Origin of the sequence: Kitasatospora sp. NPDC050463 (genome assembly GCF_040655255.1) — a bacterium.
GTDB lineage: Bacteria > Actinomycetota > Actinomycetes > Streptomycetales > Streptomycetaceae > Kitasatospora.
This window is the reverse complement of record NZ_JBFAJO010000080.1, coordinates 1-22,066: the sequence shown is the minus strand read 5'-3', so window position 1 is coordinate 22,066 and position 22,066 is coordinate 1. Positions and strand designations below refer to the sequence as shown.

Below are 22,066 nucleotides of genomic sequence, written 5' to 3'. Positions count from 1 at the left end.
AAGGAGCAGCAACCACGATGACGACAGTCTTCGAGATTCACAACGAAGCCGGCCCGGGTGCCTCCGCCCACGGCGAGCGGCTTCACCAGGTCCTGGCAGCCGCCGGCACCATGGCCGTCGCAGCCTCCGGCCTCGAGCTTCCTCCAATCGTGACGGTGCGGATGGTCACCGTCGAGGGCGCCGTCCGATCCGCGCAGGCGCACGTGCGACACACCGCGCGCCTTGCGGCGGACTCCTTCGGAAACCACCCCGCAATGCGCGAGATGTCCCTGGCCGGCGCGGAACCCAACGCCCTCCAGGTCGCCGACTTCGTCACCGCCAACTGGCCGATGATTCAGGGACAGATCAACTACGGACCCCAGGAAGCAGATGCCGAGCTGGTCGTGATGCCCGCCGCTCACACCGAGGCCCGCGCCAGCGATCGGTTCCTGACCTGCGTGTTCGGACACGAATTGACCCACCTCGCGCAGCTTCGGCTGTGGCTCGGCATGCTCCACGCCCCCATAAGGCTGGGCATCGAGGACCATGTCGCCGGCCGCCCCCGCGAGCAGTACCGCGCCGTGGCGGAGCTGTACGAGGGGCACGCCCAGTGGGTGCACCGCACCATCGCGGAGCAGTTGTGCGGGGAACGGGCCCGCCGGTTCCTGCCCGGCGATCCCGAGCCCAGTGCCCTCTATCGGCAGATCACGGCCTGCCGCAATCCGGCCCTGGACGAGGTCTACGACGGCGGCGAGCGCTTCGTGGCCGCCCTCCACCGCGCCGGCGGTCTGCCGCTCGTCGAACGGGTCCTCACCGACGAAAGCCTGGTGCCTCGGGCGGACGAACTCGCGGACCCCTCGAAGTGGCTCGCACGCCAAGTCTCTGACCTGCCCGCCTGATTCCACCCGAATACCGCTCGTCCGAAGCACTCACCGGTGTGAGATCCAGGTAGTAGTGAAGCAAAGGGGAAGACATGCCGGTGAAAGGAGCGCGGCCGTTGAGCGCGCTGCGGCGCGCGAGACAGGGAAAGAACTGGACACTCGAACAGGCGGTGACCGCCATCGACCAGGCCAACACGGAACCGACGGGTCTGACAGCGAGCCTGCTGTCCGCCTGGGAGCTGCTGAAGGTCCGCACCTCGGCTCGCTACCGGGAGCTGTGCTGCAGGGTGTACGCCCTGCCCGCCGAAATACTGTTCGCCGACCAGGATGGCGGCGGGCTTCCGGGGCTGCCGGCTGAGGCCGCGGGCGCGCGGCTGGTCCATCCGTACCCGGCTCTGTTCGGCGCCATGATCGAGGTGGTCCACAGCGCCCGGCAGGCCCTGGTGATCACGGGCTCACGCAGCCGGGAATCCGCCTACCTCGACAGCGTCGCCCGGACACTCGCCGACCGGCCGACACTCGTCCATCACCGAATCCTGTACGGGCCACCGCGCAACCCGGTTCTGACCGCACACCTGCTGGAGCTGATCCGACTACGAGATCCGGCAGACCGGATCGACGGGCTCAAGACGCTGCACATCGGTGTCGTGGAGGACGATCAGCCTGAGCGGTTCTTCGTTGCCTCCGAGCGTGAGGCGGTGGTGGTGGTGCCGTCGTTGTCTGGTGTGGATCCCTTCGATACGGGGATCGTCCTGGGAGAGGATGCCGCCGGCCGACTCGTGCAGCACGCCAGAGAGGCGTACGCCGGTTCCCGCCGGGTTGAGACGACGGCCGAGATACAGAGATTGGCGGTGCTTGATGGCTGAGGTGCGAGGGGACCGAGTGCTCGCCGCCACATTGCTGGAACAGGCACGCGCGGACCGGGACTCGGTCCTCGCGCTCGCCTCGGCTCTGATCAAAGTGCCCTCCCGGGGAGGCATCGACTCCTACGAACCCGTGCTGGCCGTCCTGGAGAAGTGGTTCGCGGAGCACGCGCTGGCGGCACGGCGCCTTCACGACGACGCCGGCGCGCTGGTAGGCCTGGTTACCGAAGTCGACGGCGGTCTCCCTGGGCCCACCTGGGTGCTGGACGCCTGCGTCGACACCGCGCCCACCGGCGACGGGACTGCTTGGTCCTTCCCGCCGTTCGCCGGTGACATCGAGGCGGGCTGGCTGCGGGGCAGGGGGAGCGCGGACTCGAAGGCAGCGGCTGCGGCCTTCTGCCACATCGCCGCCCGTGTCCAGGCTCAGGCAGGATCCTTCCCGGGCCGGCTGGCCGTTCTCCTGGACTGCGACGAGCACACGGGGGGCTTCGGCGGCGCCCGAGCCTACCTGGCGCAGTTGGGCAAGCAGACGGTCGGCGGCGTGATGATCGGCTACCCCGGGCTGGACGAGGTGGTGGTCGGAGGCCGCGGCGTCTACCGGGCGCGAGTACGCGTCTCAGGGACGGGAGGACACTCCGGATCGAGTCGGCCGGCAGTGGCGAACGCGGCTGTGCGAGCCGCGCTCCTGGTGGGCCGCTTGTCCGAGACCGAGTTGCCGCAGCCGGTTCCGGGCGGATTCCCGCTTCCGCCGAAGATCACGGTGACCGAGGTGGTGGCCGGAGGCGGATTCACCACGGTGCCGGACGGGGCGTCCGTGGCGGTCGACATCCGTCTAACCGACGTGCTGCCCAGTGCGAGTGCCGAGGCTCTGCTCAGGGACGCATGTACTCGGCTCGACCAGGACATGCCCGGCCCCGGGCCGACCCGGATCGAGCCGGTGGTGTCCTGGCCGCCGTTTCAGCTGGGGGCGGGCGAGCAGCCGGCCCAGGCACTTCAGGACGCTGCCCGGCAGATGGGCCTGACGGTGAAGGCCAAAGTCGCGGGTCCGTCGAACATCGGGAACCTGCTCGCCAAATCCGGTATCCGCGCAACAGCCGGCTTCGGGCCGCACTACGAAGGGCTCCACGGAACCGACGAGCGGATCCGCGTCGCAGAGTTGCCCCAGGTCCAGGCTGCCTATCACCTCGCTGTCCTCAGCCTGCTCGGCGCGGCCACTTGGTCGGATTGACAGCGGATTGGCAACCGACCAGCAGTAGTTGATTGACAGCGAATTGCCTGGTCCGACGGCACGCTCAAGGTGTCTCCTAGTGACCGCGAACCACAGTGTGCGACACCTCCGAAGCCGCTGGTAGCCAGACCGTCGCACTTCCGTACTGGGTCGCACCACCAGTGATCCGGCCGTGCCTCCCAGCACTCTGTGGTTCGCCCTGCTCAGCACCGAGCCGTGCACGTCCATGCCCTGCACGGCTCCCCACCTGCGCGTCACCAACTCGACCACGTCACCGGCGCGCGGGGGCTTCGATCGCCCAGAGAGGTGCCCAAAGTGCCCCAGAAATCCTCGCCTCGTCACGCCGTTCTGATCTTCTCCGGCGGGCTCGACTCCACCACCGCGGCGTATCAGCTGGCTGCCAACGGCTCCCGGCTCACGCTCCTGTCGCTCGACTACGGGCAGCAGCACAGCGTCGAACTGCGTCACGCTGCCGACATCGCGAAACTGCTCAACGTCCCGCACCACGTGCTCGACCTGCGTGCCATGGGCGCCCTCCTGAACGGCAGCGCGCTCACCGACCGCACGCTCGACGTACCCGACGGCCATTACACGGACGAAACGATGCGATCGACGGTGGTGCCACACCGCAACGCGCTGATGCTCGACCTGGCCGTCGCCATCGCCATCGGTCAGCGGGCGGATGCCGTGGTGTTCGGCGCCCACTCCGGCGACCACCCGATCTACCCCGACTGCAGGCCCGCGTTCCTCGACGCCTACCGACAGATGGTGGCCGCGGCGAACGAGGGCTTCCTGCCGGCCGACTTCGAGGTGCTGGCACCGTTCCTCGAGATGACCAAAGCCGACATCGTGCGTCTCGGAGCCGGCCTGGGTGTCCCGTACGAGCGCACCTGGTCCTGCTACAAGGGCGACACCGTGCACTGCGGACTCTGCGGGACCTGCACGGAGCGGCGCGAGGCGTTCTCCCTCGCCAACGTCACCGACCCCACCGCGTACGCGCGCGCCGCGGTGGTGGCCCGGTGACGCGCGGACACGGAGCTTTCAGGATCGGCAAGGTGTTCACGTTCGAGGCCACCCGGATGCTGGACGGCGCGCTGGACGGCCACTCCTTCACCGCGGAAGTGGCCTTGATGGCCAGTCAGCTAACCGCACCGGGGTTCGTCGTGGACTTCGGGGAGCTTCGGCCGATCAAGCAGTACATCGATGCCAACCTCGACCACCGGCTCCTGGACGATGCGGTGGGCGGGCCGGCGAGCTGCGAGCGCGTCGCCGAACACCTGCGCGCCTGGTGCCAGGCATACCTGCTGCCCGCCGTAGCGCTCCGCTTGGAGTCCGTCCGCGTGCGGACAGGCCGACGTCGGGCCCCCGACCCGTCGGCTGTGTACTTCTCCGCCTCCCACCGGCTCGGTGGCTTGCCTGAGGAGCACCAGTGCGGTCGATTGCACGGTCACTCCTACCTGGTGAGCCCCCTGCCTGGCGCCGGGGCGCTGCCCGCTGAGGTCGGCGAGTACGCCCGGACGGTGTTCGACGGTCGATTGCTCAACGACGTCGTGGAATTCGAGCCGACATCCGAGCACCTGGCCCGGCACCTGACGGCCCAGGCCGGAGCAGGTCTGACGGGGCTGCGGGTGTCGGAAACGGAGTCCAGCTGGGCGGAGTACCGGGCCGGTGCGCGATGAGAGCCGCCACCCTCACACTCACGGAAGCGGCCGAGGCCCTCAGTCTTTGGATCGCGGAGACGTTCGCCGACACCATCCAGGGTGAGGGCCCCAGTACCGGCGTGCCAGCCCTGTTCATCCGCACCAGTGGCTGCAACCTCGAATGCCGCCCCTGGTGCGACACCCCCTTCACCTGGGACCGCAGCCGCTTCGACCTGAGCCGTGAACGGACCCGGATGAGCGTGGCCGAGGTCGCCGCTTGGGCACTGGCTCGGCCGGAGCCGCTCGCTGTGGTCACCGGCGGGGAGCCGCTGATGCAACAGCGGGCGCTGGTGCCCCTGGTGCGGACTCTGATCGCGGGCGGCAAGCGGGTTGAGATCGAGACGAACGGCACCTATCGCCCGTACGACGAACTGGTCGCCACCGGGGTGCACTTCAACGTCTCCCCGAAGCTCGGGAACTCCGGGATGGCGGCCGACCGCCGGATCCGCGACGACGTGCTCCGAGCCTTCTCCGCGGCGCCGCAGCGGGCGTTCAAGTTCGTCGTCTGCTCGCCCACCGACCTCGACGAGATCGACGGCCTCGTCGAACGTCTCGCCCTGGACCAGGTGTGGGTGATGCCCGAGGGCACGACCGCACAGGTGGTCACGACCGGAATGAAGGCCCTGGTGCCTGCCCTCGGGTCGAGGGGATACCGGCTCGGCACCCGACTGCACACCCTGATGTGGGGCGACGAGCGTGGACGGTGAGCGCGCCGGCGGCCTGGTGATCGTCGGCTGCTCCCGCCGCAAGATCATCACTTCGAACCCGGTGCCCGCCCTCGACCTGTACCAGGGCTGGTGCATCCCCGAGCTCCGCCAGCGCCTGCCGACCGGAACCCCCGAACGCGCCCGGGTGCTGGTGCTCTCGGCCGGGCACGGCCTGGTCGGCGCCGACCAACCGCTGACAACCTACGAGCAACCCATGACAGCTGAGCGGGCCCGAGCGCTCCGCGGTCCGGTCCGACAAGCGCTCACCACCCACCTGAGCATCCATCCCGCCCACGAACTACTCCTGCTCTTGGAGTCCGCCTACCGCGACGTCCTCGGAGACCTGCCGCTGCCCGTCGTCCACCTCATCACCGACCCGACCACCCACATCGCCGACGTCCACCGCATTCTCGACTCCTGGAGCTGGCCGTGACCCCCGTCGCCGAACGCGTCTTCGAGAGCCACCGCACCTGGCAGCTCACGCACCAGGGCTTCCTCGAAGCGGCCAACCTGATCGCCACCCACGAGGCCGGCCACCGGCCCGACGCCGTCGTCGGCATCGCCCGCGGCGGCGCCCCACTGGCCGACCTCCTCGCCGAGCTGCTCCACGCCCCGGCCGTGATCGTCCACGCCCGGCACAACGCCAGCGACGCCATCCGGCTACAGGCCAGCGGCCACGTCCGGCTCCACAGCACCGACGATGCCCTGGCCCACCTCGCCACCGACGGGCGGCTTCTGCTCGTCGACGACATCTGCGGCTCCGGCTCGACCCTGCGCACTGTCGGTTCCTGGCTCACCGATCGCCTGCGCCCCTCCGTGCTCCGGACCACGGTCCTGTGTCGCAACCGCGGAGCGAACTTCACCCCCGACAGCTGGGGATGGACCGTCGCCGACTGGGTGCGCTTCCCCTGGGAGCCGGCCACCGAAGGCGCCACCGAACCCCTTCCGCCGCTCACCGCCCTGTGTCACCCCGCCACCGGCGCGCACTGAGAGCGCGGCGGCCACCCGTCCCCTTCACGGAATCGAAGAGGAGGTTCACGTGACTCTCGGCCTCAGCCCGGGCGACCACGTCCTGGCCATCCCCACCCACCCCGACGACGAGACACTCGGAGCCGGCGGCACCATCGCCCGTCTGACCGGTGAAGGCGTGCACGTCCACGTCCTGGCCGTCGCCTGCTGCCAGCGCCGACGCTGGGGAGCAGCCAGCACCACCGGCCAGCGCGCCGGCGAGTTCGAGGCGGCCTGCGACGTCCTGGGCGTCAGCGGGCGCAGGATCGCCTGGCTCGACACCGAACAGGCCCGTAACGTCCACCATCACCTCCCCGAGCTCATCCAGCTCATCGAGGACGGCCCCGAGCTGTCCTTGAACGCCTTACGACCGGCCGCGCTCTTCATCCCCGCCGCAGGCGCCGTCCACCAGGAGCACCAGCTGGTCCACCGCGCCGCCTACGCCGCCGCCCGCCCCGGGGGCACTGCCCGGCATTGCCCGCGCCTGGTCCTGGGGTTCGACGGCCCCGAAGACCGGGCCTGGAGCTCGGAGGCGGGCCCGCGTGCGGTCCTGGTGGACATCACCGCGAGCGCCGCAGCCAAGGACAGGGCCCTGGAGTGCTACGCCAGCCAGCTGCGGGAGGCGTCGCACCCGCGCAACCTGGAGCGGATCCGGGCGTTCGACGCGGCCGCTGGTGCGGGTATCGGGGCCGGACGCGCCGAGGCGTTCACGGCCTACCGGATGGCGTGGTGACCGCCCCTCCTGCCGTGCTGGTGGCCCATCAGCCCGCCTACCTTCCCTGGCCCGGGTACTTCTCCCGGCTCCTGGACGTGGACGAGCTGGTCGTCCTCGACCACGTCCAGTTCTCGGAGCGTGGCCGGCAGCACCGCAACGTGGTGCGCGGTGCACCAGGCAGTGCACCGTTGCGCCTCACCGTTCCGGTCCGCCGCTCCTTCGGCCAGCCGATCAGCCAGGTCGAACTCGCCGACGAACCGTGGGCCGACCGGCACTGGCGCACCCTCGTGGAGCGCTACGCCAAGGCCCCGTTCTGGCCGGATCACCAGGAGCGACTTGCCGGGATCTACGCCCGTCCCTGGACCCACCTGGCCCCGCTGGCAGAAGCCCTGACCCACTTCCTCCTGGACGGATTCGGCCTGAAGGTGCACCTGACGCCCTCCAGCCGGCTCGCCCCGTCCGGAGCCCGCACCGACATGCTCATCAACCTCTGCCTCGAGCGTGGCGCCACGGCCCTGCGCACAGGCACCGGGGCGCTCGGCTACCTCAACCAAGATCAGCTCGCCCACCACGGCATCCGGCTTGAGGTCGCCACCTACACCCACCCCCCGTACGGCGCCGACCGGCGTGGCTGGGTACCGGGGCTCAGTGCCCTGGACCTGCTGCTCCACGAAGGCCCGAACGCCATCCACGTCCTACGCGCGGGAGCGCGGACCAAGACGAAGGGCACCGCCCGATGACCCTCACCACCACCGGCCGCCGTCCGGTCGACACCGATCTGGTCGCCAACCTCTACCGCCAACTGCTCGCCGCGCTCGGGGAGGACCCTCAACGAGAAGGCCTGCGGGAGACCCCCGAGCGAGTCGCCCGCTGGTGGGCGGAATTCCTCGACCACGTCCCGGGCCGCACCGACACCGTCTTCGCCCAGGATCTGTCTGCCGACGGAGAGCAGTTGGTCGTGGTGCGAGGCATCAGCACGTGGAGCCTGTGCGAGCACCACCTGCTGCCCATGCAGCTGGATCTGACGATCGGCTATGTGCCGGGCGAGCAGGTCCTCGGGCTGTCGAAGTTCGCCCGGATCGCCCAGGCCCACGCCCACCGCCTCCAGCTCCAGGAGCGGATCGTCGAGGGGATCGCGGCGGACGTGGCCAAGGCCACCGGCGCCGCCGACGTGGGAGTCGTCGCCGAGGGCGAACACCTGTGCATGAGCATGCGGGGCGTCCGCGCGGAGCAGGCCCGCACCCTCAGCATCCGGTTGCGTGGCCGCTTCGACGGCGCGGGATCCCTGGGACAGCACCTGCTGGCCATCGCCCGGCCGCCGCGGTGAACCCGAACGACCTGAAGGCGTCCGGGCAGGGCCGTCGTTGCCCGGTGGCGAGCCCGCGAGTGTCTGTCAGCGAGCCGAATCAGCCGCCGGGGAGCGTACCTGCTGCCCGGAACTACTCCAGCGTAGCGGGACCGACCGACCCGGTGTGCTGGATTCACGTGACGGGCGGTCACCTTCCTGACCGCGAGTGGCACCGTGCGCAGTCCGTCCCGGACCTGTGGTGGGCCGAAACCCCGCTCAGTCGGGGCGGCCTGCCGGTCACCGACCTGACCCTGCTCCAGGCCATGGCCTTCGCATCCGCCCTGGGCGGGCGGCTGCCGGCATCGCCCGAGTGGGAATGGATGGCCTCTGCGGGTCGGCGGCGCTTCCCCTGGGGAGAGCACGCGCCCACCGCCCGGCACGCCAACCTTCGCGGGATGGGGCCGGACCGTCCAACCCCCGTGCGCAGCCTCCCGGCCGGGCGGACGCCCGAGGGTCTGTGGGACGTGGCCGGCAACGTCTGGGAGTGGACCCTCGCCCCCTGGCGCCGCGACGGCGCGGCCCTGCTGCGTGGCGGCTCGTACCACTCGCTGGACCAGTACGCCTCGTGCGCGCACGCCAACGACGTACTGCCCAACCTGGCTTCGCCCGGCATCGGGCTTCGCCTGGTCCGCGACACCCCGCCCGTCCCGACCCCATCGAACGGAGCACCTCGGTGAACATCGCGTTCGTCCTGCTCACCCACAACCCCGACGAGCCCGCCGGCATCGAGCGCAGCATCGACACGCTGGCCGCGGGCCTCCGCGAGTCCGGGCACCGCGCCTTGATCGTCGCCGCCGGCCCCGCCGCAGCGGCGGAGGGCCCCGAACTGCTGCGCCTGATGACCCTGGCCTTGCCGCGCCCGGCCGTGGAGGAGGACCTCCTCGCGCTGCTTGCTGATCCGGCGCCCGTCGAGGCGGAGCTCAGCCGTCTGCTGAGCGACTACGCCGTGGACCTGGTCTGCTGGGTGGACGCCGTCTGGGGGCTGGGTTTCCTCGCCCCCGCGCCGCCCGGCGTTCGCACCGCTCTGATGGTCCGCGTCCTACGCACCGACGAGCTGATGCTCGCCAGTCTCGCCCATGGGCCCGACGTGATCCTGACCAACAGCGACTTCATGATCCGCGACGCTGCCCGCCGGGGCCTCGACCCGACGACTTGGCGCGTCCTGCCCAACGCCGTGCACCACACCACTGCCGCTCCGGACCCGGCCGAGCGAGAGGTGCTGCGCCGTCACGGTCCGGTGCGGATCGTGGCGCGCGCCGAACCGCACAAGGGCACCGCCGAACTGCTGCGCGCCCTGCCGCCCGACCTCGGCCGGCCGCTGCAGATCGTGTTGGCCGCCGCCGGATTCGAGTACTGGCCCGGCATGCAGGAGCAGGTGATCGACGAGTGCCGTCAGCTGGCCGCTCACCTGCCCGACGTCGAGATCCTCCCCGCCTTGCCGTGGCAGGCCGTTCCTCCGTTCCTCGCTGGAGCCGCCGCCGTCCTGGTCGGCTCCACCAGCCCCGAGACGTTCGGCAACGTCCCCGCCGAGGCCCTTTCCGTCGCCACCCCCGTCGTCGGCTACGGCTTGGGGCACCTGCCCGCCCTGACCGGGCCGGCCGGACGCATGGTCGACCTCGACCAGGGCCCCGACCTGCTCTGGCGCACGCTCACCGAGCTGCTGGAGGACCGCGAGGCCTACCATGCCGCCTCCCAGGCCGGCCCCCTGCAGGTCGCCGGCCACCACCCACGCAGCGTCGCCGAGACGTTCCTCGCCCTGGCCACCGGGGCCCACCAGTGAGCAGCGGTCCGGCCGCGCACAGCCTGATGCGTCAGGTCACCGACCCGCAGCAGCTCAAGCGGGCCGCCCGCCAGTGCATGGGCCGCACCGGTGCACCCGGCGCCGACGGAATGTCCTGGAAGGACTTCCGGCAGGACATGCCGCACCGTCTGGCCGAGCTGTCCCGTCGGCTCGCCGACGGCACCTGGCAGCCACAGCCGGTCCGGAACATCACCTTCGACGGCTGGGGCAAGCAGATAACCATCGCGGTCCCCACCGTCACCGACCGCATCGTCCACCGCGCCATGCGGGCGGCCGCCGAACCGGTCCTGGAACGCGATGCCTACCCCGAGTGGATGTTCGGCTGGCGCCAGCGCTGCGGGCGACCTCAGGCCGTGGCTGCCGCCGCAACCCACCTGCGCGCAGGCCGCACCTGGGTCGTCGACATCGACATTGCCGCCGCCACTCGCGGCGTCGGCCTCGAACAGGCCATGGATTCCGTCGCCCGCTTCGTCTATGACGGCACCTACCTGGCCCTGCTGCGCCGTGTCCTGGCCGCCCTGCCCGATCCGCTCAGTCCGGGCAGCGGGCTGAGCCCGATGCTGACCAACCTGCGGATGACACCCGTCGACGAGGCCCTCGCCGACCTGCCGGCGGTGCGTCTGACGGACAACTACACCGTCTTCCGCTCAACGCGTGCCGAGGCCGAACACGCCTGGCAGCGCGTCACCGCCGCCCTCACCGCCCGCGGAATGCGTCCGGCACCCGCCAAGTCCAAGATCTGGCAGCCCAACCCCGAAGACCTCTACGCCGCCGGCTGATCCCTGGAGTCCTACCCGTGAACACCCAGACCCCGGCGCTGCTGTACTGCGCCGTCAACGGCATCGACAACTGCACCAACGGCATCGGCCGGCAGACCAAGACCCTGCTGGCCACCCTGGAGCGCCACTACGCCCGTCTGGCCGGCGATGTCGGTCCGTTCACACCGTACCTGGCCGCGCCACAGCCCGGCCCCGCGACCTGGGGCCACGACCTCGAACACCTCGTCTACGCCCGCTCCGTCGTCGAACGCCTCGGCGGACGCGTCATCGCCCTGCCCTACGACACCACCAAGCCCTTCTGGCATCCCGCGACCTGGGAGCAGCTGAGCGTCCGCGCCGCCGATGCGGCAGCTGACCTCGCCCGGCGGCACAGCCGGGTCCTGACTATCGCCGTCGACACCCCCTTCGCCGCGGTGCCCGCCCTGAGCGAGCACGAACGCGTCGGCACCGTCCTCGCCCTCTTCAGTACCGCCATGATCACCGAACGCCCCGCCCCGGACCCGGACCACGTGGCCTGGGAACGCGCGGCCATCGCCGCGGTCAACCGCCACCCACGCGCCCACCTCGCGAACATCGGCTCCTTCCTCGCCGACCACCTGACCCGCGACTACGGCCTCGACCCGGGCCGGCTGACGCCCTGGCCCTCGGGCCTGCACCTCACCCACCCCGACCTCGCCCCCATGCCCGCCGAGGACGCGCTCGCCGTCGCCCACCACTACGACATCCCCACCGACCGGCCCATCGTCGCCGCCATCGCCCGCACCGACCCCACCAAGGGTCTCGACCTGCTCATCGACGCCCTCGCGCCGTTACGCGACGAAGTCCACCTGGCCGCCATCGCGGTACGCACCGACGACGAGCGCGCCGCCCTGTTCGACACCTACGAGCGGCAGTGCCAGCGGGCCGGGCTGCGCGCCACCCTGATCGGCGACTTCGACCGGCAGTTGCCCCGCGCCCTCGCCGCCCTGCCCGCCACCCGCGTCATGGCCTGCCCCAGCCGCGGCGAGACCCTGGCCAACGTCGTCTTCGAGACCGCGCTGTGGACGCAACACGGCGGCGCCGTCGTCCTCGCCCCGGCCTGCGACGGCTTCACCGAGCAGATCACCGATGGTCACAACGGCCTGCTGTACGACGCCGAGCTCCCAGACGCCCTCACGAACGGGCTGCGCCGGGCACTGGCGCTCACCGAACAGGAGCGGGCTGCGATTCGGTGTGCCGCCCACAGCAGGGTGGTGGCCGAACGCGACGCCGCGCAGCATCTCGGCGCGTTGCTGGCCCGCTACTTCACGAACGGGCAAGGCATGACCGGTAGACTCGGTGCCCATCCGGTCACGGGTACCCGTCCGCCGCGGTCACAGGCCACCCCCAGCCAGTACGACTCCCTGGAGGCCCCGCGATGACGCCCCCACCGCTGCTTCTTGTCGACGGTCACAACCTCCTCTACCGGTCCTGGTACGGGTTCCCCACCCGCATCCTCAGCCGCGACAAGAGCGAGGACCGGACCGGCGTCTTCGGGTTCGTCGCACTGCTGCGCAAGGCACAGCGGCTCCACGCAGCCAACCACGAGCTGTTCGTGGTCTTCGACGCCGAGAACGGCGCCGACACCAGGGTGACCCAGGACAGCGACTACAAGGCCAACCGGGCGATGGAACCGGACGCCGGGTTGATCGGGTCGCTGAAGCACATCAAGGCCGCGCTGGACCACGTCGAGGTGCGCTGGATCGAGCACGACGGCTGCGAGGCCGACGACGTCATCGCCACGCTGACCACCCTCGCCCGCCAGGACGAGCGGCCGGTGGACGTGATGAGCGCGGACAAGGACTTCCTGCAGCTCCTCGACGACCCGGGTGTGCACGTGCTGAACACGATGCTGGCCGAGCACCGCCGTTTCACCGCCGGCCCCGACGTCCTGACCCGCTACGGTGTCACCGCCGCCCAATGGCCGGACTACCGGGCCCTGACCGGCGACCCGTCCGACCACATCGCCGGCGTGCGCGGCATCGGGCCCAAAACCGCCGCCCGCCTGCTCACCGGCGGCCGCCACCTCGACCAGATCCCGGCCGAGGACATCCGCCCTTCCTGGGCCGATCAGTGGGACAAGGCCCTGCGCTGGCGGGAGATGATCCGCCTGGACCGCAAGACCGACCTGCCCGACGAGCTGCTCACCGCCACCGTCACCAGCCCGCTGCCACCGGCCGCACTCATCCTCGAGATGCTGGGGCTGTGGTGAACCGCCCGGTAGCCGGCACGGTGTTGTGGGACTTCGACGGCACCCTCGGCCACCGCCGCCACGGCACCTGGGCAGACTGCCTACTGGAGGTCCTCGACCGCCACCATCCCGACCACGCATGGAAGTTCAGTGACCTCTACGATGCTCTCGCCACGGGCTTCCCCTGGCACCACGCCGACAAGCCCCACCCCCAGCTCGCCGACCCCGACCAGTGGTGGGCCCACACCACCACCGTCATCCATCGCGCCCTGACCGGCCTCGGCATAGACCATGACACCGCTGCGGCCGCCGCGCACGCCACCCGGGGCGCCTACACCGACGCCAGTACCTGGAGCCTGTACCCGCACGCCTTGCAGGTCCTGGACACCCTCGGTGCGGCAGGCTGGCAACACGTCCTCGTCTCCAACCACGTCCCTGAGCTGCCGACAATCCTGGCCGCCACCGAGCTCGCTCCGCGCTTGGCAGCGGTCGTCAACTCGGCTGCCACCGGCTACGAGAAGCCACATCCGCAGGCATTCCGCCTCGCGCACCAGGCCGCCGCAGCCACCGGCCGGGTATGGATGGTCGGCGACAACCCGAACGCGGATGTCGCCGGCGCCCGCGTAGCCGGGGTAGACGCCATCTGGGTCCGCTGCCCGAACCCTGCCGACACGCCCGACCTGCGAGCCGTTCTGCGCCTAATCCTCGATCAGGCAGCGCCGGCCCGCGAAACAGCGACAAGGGTATGGGAGATCCCACCTGTCACGGCCGACGCCACACGACGCACAGTACGCATCGGTTAGTCTCGTTCTGTCCGCACGGCACGGTGGGCACCCGGCCAGCGCCCCGGACACAGCGCACGGAGCCAGGTATGCACCACACCGTCCCGTCCCTCCCTCAGGTCGAGTGCCTCGCGGCCTTCGCTGCGCTTCGCGCGGGCACCCCCCGCGACGCATTCGAGATCGGCGAGGGCTGCAACCTCTACCCGCCCGCACCCGCGGTCGGGCGGCACCTCGCCAACCTCCTGCACGGCCTCGCCGCCCGAGGAAGCCTCTCCCGGTACGCCGATCCCTTCCGCGGCGGCGCCAGGGCAGCCTTCGCCGACCTGCTCACCGCACGCCTCGGCGTGACGCTGACCGCGGAGGACATCAGCTTCGTCCAAGGAGGCACCGAGGCCATCAGCTTGATCACCAACCACCTCGCCGCCACCGGCCACAGCCTCACACTGCCCCTGCCGAACTACTACGGCTTCGAGCAGTCGGCCGCCCGCTGGGGAGCACCCGTCGAGCGTTACTACCGCCACGACGGGCTCTCCCACCAGACCGGCGCAGCCACCGGCCGCCCTCGCGCACTCGTGGACGTCCTGCCCAACGGCGTCACCGGCACGCTCTACGCCCGCCCTGACATCGACGCGGACTTCACCCTCCTCGACATCGTCTTCCAGTACGGCGCCATGCATGACCAGCGCGAGCTCGAAGGCGCGATCCACCATCGGATGCGGGAACTCGACCTGACCCGTGGTGCGGCGATCATGACCGCCTCCAAAGACCTGTCCCTCCCCGGCCTGCGCGCAGCCGCCGTCATCACCCGGGACCAGGCGCTGCGGGCCCATCTCGCCGGAGACGCCTTCGACCGGGCCCCCACCGGCTCGCCGCTCGCCAGCCTCCTGATGGTCCTCTACGCGACCCTCCTCCACGCCTCCCACGGTCCCGCCGAACTCCTCGACAAGCGACACCACATGGCGCGCGAGATCGTCGACGAACACGGCCTGCCGGACCTGCCCAGCACGGCAGACCTGAACCTGGTGCGCGCCCGCCTGGCCACGATGGCCGACCGCTTCCGCGTCAACGCCGCACAGCTAGCCGGCGCCGACAGCCCATTCACCTACCCCACCGGCCTGACACCGGCCGCCGGGTACTCGGCCTTCCCCAGCCTCCGATGGCCGCGTCCGGACTTCCTGGCCTGGGTCCGCCAATGCGGAATGGACGGGCTCCGCCTCAACCCCACCGTGCTCCACAGCGGCACGGCGGCCGCATGGCAGGCGCTGTTTCCGGACCAACACCTACGCGTCAACCTGTCCGAGACCAACGAGCGCACCACCGAGGCACTGCAGCGGCTGAGCGCCAAGCTGGGACATAAGAGGTGACAGGCAGGTTCTTTGCACTCGGGTGACGGCTGCTCAGGGTCGACGACGTCGGCAGGGAAGCTCGCCGGAGGCGACATCTCATGATGACTACTTTGCTGCACGATCGATTCGCTTTGTTCTACTGTTCCCCTCACCGACTTCACGGACGCCACACATGGCACGGATTCATCAGGGGGACGGGTGTACCTGGCACGGGTGCAGGCTGAGAACTTCCGGATCTTCGGCGGGCCAAGTGACGGCGAGGTTCCCGGATCAGCGCTGGACATCACCTTCCAGCCCGGTCTCAGCGTCCTGGTCGGAGAGAACGACAGCGGCAAGTCCGCCATCATCGACGCGATACGTCTTTGCCTCACCTCCAGCGCCGACTTCACCCGGGTGACTGTGGAGGACCTCCACTGCGGCCCCGCGGGCACGGCCGACTACCTGCAGATCAGCTGTACGTTCCATGACCTGTCCGAGGCGGAGATCGGCACCTTCGGGGAGTTCCTGACGTCACCGCCCGGACAACCCCCTCAGCTGACGGTCACCATGCGGGCCGAACCGATGGACCCCGACCGGCCACACCGTCTCTCGGTCAGGGTCCGCGCCGGCGATACCCCTCTGGACGGGGAAGCTCGCGAGCACCTCCGGGCCACCTACCTGCGACCTCTGCGTGACGCCGAAGGCGAAATGCGAGCTGGCCGCAACTCCCGGCTGTCACAGATCCTCACGCAGTATCCGGATATGCAAGCGCAGAAGACGAGCGACTTCGACTCCGACAAGGACAGTGCCGACACCTTGGTCGGCATACTGGCACGCGCCGACCACCACATCAACGCCAACGGGCTGGTCCGCGAGGCACGCGACGAGATCAACAACAACTATCTCAGCAAGTTCGTCATCGGGGGAGACACCCTGAGTGGCACCATCGGCATAGCCACCACCGCGTCGCTGCAGAATGTACTGGAGCGCCTCGAACTCACCTTTGCATCACGTCCCGGGCTGGCCCAAGCCACACGACATGGCCTCGGCTACAACAACGCCCTGTTCATGTCCGCAGAGCTTCTTCTCCTGGGCAGGGACAGCCACGCTCCCGTGCTCCTCATCGAGGAGCCCGAAGCACACATGCATCCTCAGCTGCAGTCCCGTGTAGTGGATCTGCTCCGGGATCAGGCACAGGGCGCGTCCCCAGTACAGATCATCGTCACCACGCACAGCCCCCACATCGCGTCCAGCGTGCCGGTGGAGCAGCTGACCATGGTGGCTCATGGTCGCGTGTTCCCTCTCCGGCCGGAGTACACCCAACTGGACTCCTCGGACTACGCGTTCTTGACCCGATTCCTGGATACCACCAAGGCCAACCTGTTCTTCGCCCGCGCGGTCGCCATGGTGGAGGGAGACGCCGAGATACTGCTCCTACCGGCGCTGGCAAACGCCATCGGCCACTCGTTCAGTCGAAACGGCGTCAGCCTCGTCAACGTCGGTAGTACCGGCCTGTTTCGCTACTCCCGCATCTTCCAGCGCCGCGACCTGACACCTCCCCCCGTGCGGGTCGCCTGCATCACTGACATGGATCTGGCACCCGACGGCGCCGACGCCAAAATGGCCGGGGAGCTCAAGCGATGGAGCGAGCTGACCGAGCAGCAGCGGGCCGACCACATCGCCAAAAAGCGGGAGCGGAACGGGGGCGTCGTGCGGACCTTCGTGTCGGACTGGTGGACGCTCGAATATGACTTGGCCCGCGCATCGTGGCCAATGGCCACGATCATGCACCAGGCGATCGGCGCAGCCAAGGGCACCAAGTGGCCGACAGCAGAGGACCTCGTGGCCATTGAGGTGAGCGCAGCCAATGAGGTGAAAAAGTGGCGGGACGACGGCCTTACATTGGAGGAGGCTGCGCTGAAGATTTACCAGCCACTGCGCACCGGCGGCAGGAAGAAGCCGATTGCCGCCCAGCATGCCGCCCGCCTCTTGGAACAGGGCGCCGCGATCACTCCTGCTGACCTTCCTGCCTACCTGGTTGAGGCGATCAACTACCTGTGCGAGAGCACTCAACCGTGACCCCACCTCTGGACGCACGGGCGCTGGACCACGTCCGCGTTAAGGCCCACGCGAAACGCATGGGCCTCACTCTCTCGCTGCCCGAGCAGTTCGCGTTTCTCGAAGCCCGCGGACCACTCCATCTACAGGCAGCCCCCGGCTCAGGCAAGACCACCCTGGTGGCCCTCAAGCTCGCGCTGATAGCGGACGGCTGGTCGTCAACACGGCAGGGAATCTGCGTCCTATCCCACACCAACACCGCGACCCAGGAGATAGCCCAGCGATTGACCGGCAGGTCGCAACGCCTCCTGCGCTACCCACACTTCATCGGGACGATCCAGAGCTTCGTCCATACCTTCCTATCCCTGCCGGCCCTGCGCTCGCAGGGGGTCACCACGCGCGCCATCGACGACGAGGTATACGCGCAACAGGCGCGGCGGCTGCTAGATCTGGGGCAGTTCCGCACTCTGCGCTCGTACACCAGAAGACGGCCCGACGGGATCCAGTTGGTCACCGAGTCCACCTATCTCTTCGAACCCGGCGAGCGAAGACTTCAGATCCGTGTCCGGAACCTCGGCCGCGAATCCGAGAGCTACAGGCAACTTCTCTCGCTCAAGCTCCATCTTGCCGAGCGAGGCGTCTTCCGATATCAGGACATGTACGCGATCGCAGCGCGGCATCTCCACCGGCACACCCGCCTCGGCGCAGGACTGCGTATGCGGTTTCCGTTTGTCGTAATTGACGAGATGCAGGACACGGACGCCATTCAGAGCGACATCCTGGACACGGTCTTCGGCGACACCGCAGTCGTCCAATGCGTGGGGGATGTCAACCAGCGTATATACAGCGCCAGCACGCCCGTCGCCGTATCCAGTGGATTCCCGGACCAGAGCGCGATGGAGCTGCCGACCAGCCACTGAACTTGATTGGGTGATGTCGGGCTGTTCGCCGGACAACGCGCAGGTGGCTTCGGTAGTCCTGGGGCGGTGAGATATCCGCAGGGCGGCGGTTTGACCGACGCTGAGAGGGCCGCGCGGGAACGGGTCCGGTGCCAGGCCGTGGCTTGCTTCGAGGCCGGCGAGAAGAACCGGGAGATCGCTGCCGCGTTGCGGGTCTCGGAGCGGTCGGTGGAACGTTGGCGGCGCCAGTGGCGCGAGGGCGGCCACGCCGGGGTGGCCTCCAAGGGGTCACCCGGTCGTCCTCGGCTGTCCGACCTGCAGATGGCGAGGCTGGAACGGGAGTTGGAGCGCGGTCCGCTGGCACACGGGTGGACCGACCAGCGGTGGACCCTGGCCCGGGTGAAGACGATGATCGGCCGGCTGTTCCACGTCTCGTACACCGTCGAGGGCACGTGGCGATTACTGCGGCGGCACGGCTGGTCGTGGCAGCAGCCTGCCCGGCGGGCGATCGAGCGTGACGACGATGCGGTGGAGCTGTGGAAACGGGAGGTCTGGCCGCGGGTAAGAGCACCGCGGGGGTGAACAACGCCTGGGTGGTCTTCGAGGACGAGGCCGGCCAGTCGATGACGCCGCCGCGTGCCAGGACCTGGGGCCGAAAGGGCAGCACCCCGGTCGTCCGCGTGCGCGGGCGGGGATCGGGCCGGGTGTCGATGGCGGGCATGACCTGCTACAAACCGGGTGAACGGTCCCGTCTGATCTACGCGATCCGCGAGTACCGGGGCCGTAAGGACGAACCGAAGGGCTTCGGCTGGAAGGACTACCGCGACCTGGTCATCCGCGCCCATATACAGCTCGGCGGCCCGATCGTGCTCGTGTGGGACAACCTGCGCACGCACCTGGTCACGCCACTGCGGGAGTTCATCGAGGCCAACACCGACTGGCTCACCGTGTTCCAGCTACCGACCTACGCCCCGGACCTCAACCCGCAGGAGGGCATCTGGTCTCTGGTCAAGCGCGACATCGGCAACCTGGCCGCCGCCGACCTCGGCCAGGTCACCCGCGCAGTGAAGCGCAAGCTCAAGATGCTCCAGTACCGGCCGGAGGTCATCGACGGCTGCCTGAGGGGCACCGGCCTGACCCTGCCGGCGTGACCGTCAGAAGAAGCCGAAGAAGCGAGCCCACCAGGTGGGCCGCTGAACGTGCGAGGGCAGTCGACTCGGCCCGTCGTAGTCGCTCTCCAGCAGTTCCTCGGCAACCACGACATAGCCGAGCTCGACCAGCGCCCGGTTGGCCTTGGGAAGGTCCGCGCCGTCCAGCTCGCCCTCGGCCTGGGCTTCCTCCGTTCCGAGGAAGGCGCCCGGGTTGTCGGCGCAGACCAGAGCCAGTGAGCCGAACTTGCTCACGCAGACGACGATCCGGGTTCCGCAGACGGTTGCGTCCCCGGGCACGACGACGCGTCCGTACTCGCTGGAGTCCTGGGTGTCCTGCTCGGCCGTGCAGGGAGCTGCGAAGTCGCCTTCGAGCCGAGCCACCAGAGCACCGAAATGGACTGAGGTCTCGCCACGGTCGTAGTGCTGCGGCCACTCCAGCCACTCCGGATCATCGAGCTTGCGCAGCAACGCCAGCAGATCCGCTTCGCTCTCGGTCATGCGCCCATCTTGACGCAGCAGCCACCCGCGGAGCAGCCCCGGGCACCACCACACTCACCGCTCCCCGACATCACCCATTCAAGTTCAGCAGCGCTTCGGCCCCGGCGTCGCCCAGGTGGCAACCCGGCTTGCCGTCCACCGGCCACAGCAGATCCACGGGCACGGACCGGAGAGCACCCTGGCCGTCCTCACCTTCACCGATGACTCAATAGAGCGCGTGGTCCCGGCGTTCGAAGAACTCGTACGGAGAATCGTGCCGGCCGAGGCCATCGCCTCACACCCTCCCAAAGTGCTTGGTGCTCGCGAGAATCCGGGCACCTCCAGACTCTTCCCTCGCGCTCTGGGCTGCTACGTGCCCAAGTGGCACCCCTCGCTTTCCCCGACCGGGGCCAGCCGACTCCTGTACGCCTACCGAGCAGCCACCGCGATGGTCCTGAAGGACCAGAGACTTGGTCCGGCCGCCAACTTCCTCTGGGAAGCCGTCCGCGGGCTCGCATGGCAGATGCAAGCACCAACACGCCCCCTCGATCTCATCGACGGCCTTCCAACCTTCTCGCAGCTCGACCGCCGGACAGGGACAACCGGTCACGGGGTCCGGACGCTCCTGGCCACAACACTGCACAGTCGCCACGACACCCCTGCCGCATGGGAGGACTTTGTCCACCGGCTCACGGGACTGCTTGGCGAACTCACCGGCGCCCCAATCCAGCTGGATCCGACCCTCCACGAAGCTTGGCTGTCTTACAGCTCGCCGCCGGAGAGCAACGAGACATCCCTGGCCTCCCCCAGCACTACTGCCAGAGCGAAGGGCGAAACGCACTGCGCCACGCTGGTACTCGAATGCGCCACGAAGAACGGGAAGAGCCATGATCTCGGAGGCATCCTCCCGGTCATCACCGGGTCGATGTCAGCAACCCAACTCAATGCCACCAGCCAGCACGCGGCGATGACCACCTTCGTCGCCGCCACCCGGGCCAGGCATGCCCTCGTTCTCGCAATCCACCGCGACCGCGCCGAAGCCCACCGTCCTGCCTTGACCCGAGACGGCTGGCTCGTTCTTGAGGTCTGAGCGACTACGAGGTCGGCTCAGCGACGGCGGGGCGGACAGAGTGACGACCCATCCACCTACGCTAGCGAGGACGGCCTCCGCCGCGACCACGACGTCAACTGATACACCATCAGGAAGGTCAGCAAAAAGTCAGCGTCGATCCGATTAGACCCAGCTACGCCTAGCCAAACTTGCGATTCGGCGCAGCCCACCGACGCCGAATTCCAACCGATCCCGGGAGGCTGCGAGACGTCGCGGGCGACCATCTCCCAGCGCCTCCGAATCGAATTGGCCCGCAACCTTGCACACACCCCTGGCGAGCATTACCGCAGGTCAGCGCACCCTTCCTCGCGCCTTCAGCGGAATGTCGGGGAGCCCTGGCGCACGCAGCCGGGCGCCGTCGTAACCGTGCACTTCACCGAACCGCGAGCTCTTCTCCCAGTCATTCCGTGCCTGTACGATCTCATCACCGGATCGGCCGATGAAGTTCCACCACATGACGATCGGCCAAGCCTGCCAGAAAGCCTCCGAGTACTGCTTCGCCGAAGCCAGCGATTCAGCGGTGCTCTCTAGGCCTCCCGGCGGGACGCGGCCATGCCGGGGCAGGATGCAGATCTCGGACGTACGGGTCCGACGCAGCCCAGGACGTCAGTCGCGTGCGCCCAGCTTCAGCACCGGTCGGCAGTAGGCAACCGGGTTGGACCCAACTCGCACTGTCGATTCTCGCTCCGAACCAACCCGCGACGCCGTCCTCACCCAGGCCTTCGGGGCAGTCCACATCGACGAGCGGATCTCCAGCCAGCGCGACATCGCGCTGCCGACGCACCGGGGCGCCCAATCGCCCTTGTCACTGGTACCGCCGTCGCCGCGCGGGCAGAGCGGTTCGCAGAACCGTACATCGTGCTCGCCCAGCATCGAAGGCAGCCCGTGCAGCAGGGGCAGCATGCCGTCGCGGGTGGTCCCGGGTCCTGTCTCGACGACGGGTGAAAACTCAAGACCAGGAAGTTAAGCCGCTGCGGCGTTCGTCAAGTCCCTGACATGGCAACGGAGCCCCCGATAGAACTGCGTCGACCAAGATCGCTGTTCT

General features: G+C 69.2%; 25 protein-coding genes and 1 pseudogene. 23 read left to right on the top strand and 3 right to left on the bottom strand.

From position 1 onward, the window contains the following. Nucleotides 1–17 precede the first annotated feature (17 nt). From AB0J08_RS34140 to AB0J08_RS34035, 22 genes are all read left to right on the top strand, one after another. Nucleotides 18–878, top strand: coding sequence for a hypothetical protein (locus tag AB0J08_RS34140; protein ID WP_360641854.1), 861 nt, complete (start codon nucleotides 18–20; stop codon nucleotides 876–878). Between the two features lie 98 nt (nucleotides 879–976). Then, nucleotides 977–1,726: an XRE family transcriptional regulator gene (locus AB0J08_RS34135; RefSeq protein WP_360641852.1), complete on the top strand. Its 750-nt coding sequence runs from the start codon at nucleotides 977–979 to the stop codon at nucleotides 1,724–1,726. A 130-nt stretch (nucleotides 1,727–1,856) separates the two neighbouring features. Next, nucleotides 1,857–2,951 carry a M20/M25/M40 family metallo-hydrolase gene (locus tag AB0J08_RS34130; protein WP_360641850.1) on the top strand — a complete coding sequence of 365 codons (1,095 nt, stop codon included), beginning with the start codon at nucleotides 1,857–1,859 and terminating at the stop codon, nucleotides 2,949–2,951. 315 nt (nucleotides 2,952–3,266) lie between these two features. After that, on the top strand, nucleotides 3,267–3,974 hold the full coding sequence (gene queC, locus AB0J08_RS34125) for a 7-cyano-7-deazaguanine synthase QueC (protein WP_360641848.1): 708 nt from the start codon (nucleotides 3,267–3,269) through the stop codon (nucleotides 3,972–3,974). Nucleotides 3,975–4,006: 32 nt separating this feature from the next. After that, a complete protein-coding gene (locus AB0J08_RS34120; RefSeq protein WP_360641846.1) occupies nucleotides 4,007–4,630 on the top strand; it encodes a 6-carboxytetrahydropterin synthase in 624 nt (207 codons plus the stop codon). After that, nucleotides 4,627–5,358 carry a 7-carboxy-7-deazaguanine synthase QueE gene (locus AB0J08_RS34115; RefSeq protein ID WP_360641844.1) on the top strand — a complete coding sequence of 244 codons (732 nt, stop codon included), beginning with the start codon at nucleotides 4,627–4,629 and terminating at the stop codon, nucleotides 5,356–5,358. The genes AB0J08_RS34120 and AB0J08_RS34115 overlap by 4 nt, the downstream gene beginning before the upstream one ends. Continuing rightward, nucleotides 5,348–5,791 carry a DUF6884 domain-containing protein gene (locus tag AB0J08_RS34110; RefSeq protein WP_360641842.1) on the top strand — a complete coding sequence of 148 codons (444 nt, stop codon included), beginning with the start codon at nucleotides 5,348–5,350 and terminating at the stop codon, nucleotides 5,789–5,791. The genes AB0J08_RS34115 and AB0J08_RS34110 overlap by 11 nt, the downstream gene beginning before the upstream one ends. Then, nucleotides 5,788–6,348, top strand: a complete 561-nt coding sequence (locus AB0J08_RS34105) for a phosphoribosyltransferase family protein (protein ID WP_360641840.1) — start codon at nucleotides 5,788–5,790, stop codon at nucleotides 6,346–6,348. Before AB0J08_RS34110 ends, AB0J08_RS34105 begins: the two co-directional genes overlap by 4 nt. A gap of 49 nt (nucleotides 6,349–6,397) precedes the next feature. Continuing rightward, complete coding sequence (locus tag AB0J08_RS34100) at nucleotides 6,398–7,099, top strand: PIG-L deacetylase family protein (protein ID WP_360641838.1); 702 nt, start codon at nucleotides 6,398–6,400, stop codon at nucleotides 7,097–7,099. Beyond that, nucleotides 7,096–7,821 carry a WbqC family protein gene (locus AB0J08_RS34095; RefSeq protein ID WP_360641836.1) on the top strand — a complete coding sequence of 242 codons (726 nt, stop codon included), beginning with the start codon at nucleotides 7,096–7,098 and terminating at the stop codon, nucleotides 7,819–7,821. The genes AB0J08_RS34100 and AB0J08_RS34095 overlap by 4 nt, the downstream gene beginning before the upstream one ends. After that, nucleotides 7,818–8,408, top strand: a complete 591-nt coding sequence (gene folE, locus AB0J08_RS34090) for a GTP cyclohydrolase I FolE (protein ID WP_360641834.1) — start codon at nucleotides 7,818–7,820, stop codon at nucleotides 8,406–8,408. The genes AB0J08_RS34095 and folE overlap by 4 nt, the downstream gene beginning before the upstream one ends. Before the next feature lie 158 nt (nucleotides 8,409–8,566). Continuing rightward, nucleotides 8,567–9,106, top strand: coding sequence for an SUMF1/EgtB/PvdO family nonheme iron enzyme (locus AB0J08_RS34085; RefSeq protein ID WP_360641832.1), 540 nt, complete (start codon nucleotides 8,567–8,569; stop codon nucleotides 9,104–9,106). Beyond that, nucleotides 9,103–10,209, top strand: coding sequence for a glycosyltransferase family 4 protein (locus AB0J08_RS34080; RefSeq protein WP_360641830.1), 1,107 nt, complete (start codon nucleotides 9,103–9,105; stop codon nucleotides 10,207–10,209). The genes AB0J08_RS34085 and AB0J08_RS34080 overlap by 4 nt, the downstream gene beginning before the upstream one ends. Then, a complete protein-coding gene (locus AB0J08_RS34075; RefSeq protein ID WP_360641828.1) occupies nucleotides 10,206–11,009 on the top strand; it encodes a reverse transcriptase domain-containing protein in 804 nt (267 codons plus the stop codon). Before AB0J08_RS34080 ends, AB0J08_RS34075 begins: the two co-directional genes overlap by 4 nt. 17 nt (nucleotides 11,010–11,026) lie before the next feature. Further along, complete coding sequence (locus tag AB0J08_RS34070) at nucleotides 11,027–12,409, top strand: glycosyltransferase family 4 protein (protein WP_360641826.1); 1,383 nt, start codon at nucleotides 11,027–11,029, stop codon at nucleotides 12,407–12,409. Continuing rightward, nucleotides 12,406–13,239, top strand: coding sequence for a 5'-3' exonuclease H3TH domain-containing protein (locus AB0J08_RS34065; protein WP_360641824.1), 834 nt, complete (start codon nucleotides 12,406–12,408; stop codon nucleotides 13,237–13,239). Before AB0J08_RS34070 ends, AB0J08_RS34065 begins: the two co-directional genes overlap by 4 nt. Beyond that, nucleotides 13,233–14,021 carry an HAD-IA family hydrolase gene (locus AB0J08_RS34060; RefSeq protein WP_360641822.1) on the top strand — a complete coding sequence of 263 codons (789 nt, stop codon included), beginning with the start codon at nucleotides 13,233–13,235 and terminating at the stop codon, nucleotides 14,019–14,021. The genes AB0J08_RS34065 and AB0J08_RS34060 overlap by 7 nt, the downstream gene beginning before the upstream one ends. A 68-nt stretch (nucleotides 14,022–14,089) precedes the next feature. Next, nucleotides 14,090–15,364 carry an aminotransferase class I/II-fold pyridoxal phosphate-dependent enzyme gene (locus AB0J08_RS34055; protein WP_360641820.1) on the top strand — a complete coding sequence of 425 codons (1,275 nt, stop codon included), beginning with the start codon at nucleotides 14,090–14,092 and terminating at the stop codon, nucleotides 15,362–15,364. 180 nt (nucleotides 15,365–15,544) lie between these two features. Continuing rightward, nucleotides 15,545–17,404 (top strand): AAA family ATPase, encoded by a 1,860-nt coding sequence (locus tag AB0J08_RS34050; RefSeq protein ID WP_360641818.1) that lies wholly within the window; start codon nucleotides 15,545–15,547, stop codon nucleotides 17,402–17,404. Then, entirely contained in the window at nucleotides 17,401–18,303 is a 903-nt protein-coding gene (locus tag AB0J08_RS34045; protein ID WP_360641816.1) for a UvrD-helicase domain-containing protein, read from the top strand. Before AB0J08_RS34050 ends, AB0J08_RS34045 begins: the two co-directional genes overlap by 4 nt. A 66-nt stretch (nucleotides 18,304–18,369) precedes the next feature. Continuing rightward, entirely contained in the window at nucleotides 18,370–18,864 is a 495-nt protein-coding gene (locus AB0J08_RS34040) for a winged helix-turn-helix domain-containing protein (protein WP_360641814.1), read from the top strand. Next, nucleotides 18,861–19,433, top strand: a complete 573-nt coding sequence (locus AB0J08_RS34035) for a transposase (RefSeq protein WP_360641812.1) — start codon at nucleotides 18,861–18,863, stop codon at nucleotides 19,431–19,433. Before AB0J08_RS34040 ends, AB0J08_RS34035 begins: the two co-directional genes overlap by 4 nt. A 3-nt stretch (nucleotides 19,434–19,436) precedes the next feature. Here AB0J08_RS34035 and AB0J08_RS34030 read toward each other — a convergent pair whose 3' ends face one another. Next, nucleotides 19,437–19,931: a hypothetical protein gene (locus tag AB0J08_RS34030; protein WP_360641810.1), complete on the bottom strand. Its 495-nt coding sequence runs from the start codon at nucleotides 19,929–19,931 to the stop codon at nucleotides 19,437–19,439. A gap of 115 nt (nucleotides 19,932–20,046) precedes the next feature. Between AB0J08_RS34030 and AB0J08_RS34025 the strand changes: the two genes are divergently transcribed. Beyond that, nucleotides 20,047–21,000, top strand: coding sequence for a hypothetical protein (locus AB0J08_RS34025; RefSeq protein WP_360641808.1), 954 nt, complete (start codon nucleotides 20,047–20,049; stop codon nucleotides 20,998–21,000). 312 nt (nucleotides 21,001–21,312) lie between these two features. Here the strand turns inward: AB0J08_RS34025 and AB0J08_RS34020 are convergent. Both AB0J08_RS34020 and AB0J08_RS34015 read right to left on the bottom strand, forming a co-directional pair. Then, nucleotides 21,313–21,483 (bottom strand): annotated as a pseudogene (locus AB0J08_RS34020) (pirin family protein); the annotation flags it as partial. Nucleotides 21,484–21,627: 144 nt separating this feature from the next. Beyond that, nucleotides 21,628–21,924: a hypothetical protein gene (locus tag AB0J08_RS34015; protein ID WP_360641806.1), complete on the bottom strand. Its 297-nt coding sequence runs from the start codon at nucleotides 21,922–21,924 to the stop codon at nucleotides 21,628–21,630. Between the last annotated feature and the right edge of the window lie 142 nt (nucleotides 21,925–22,066).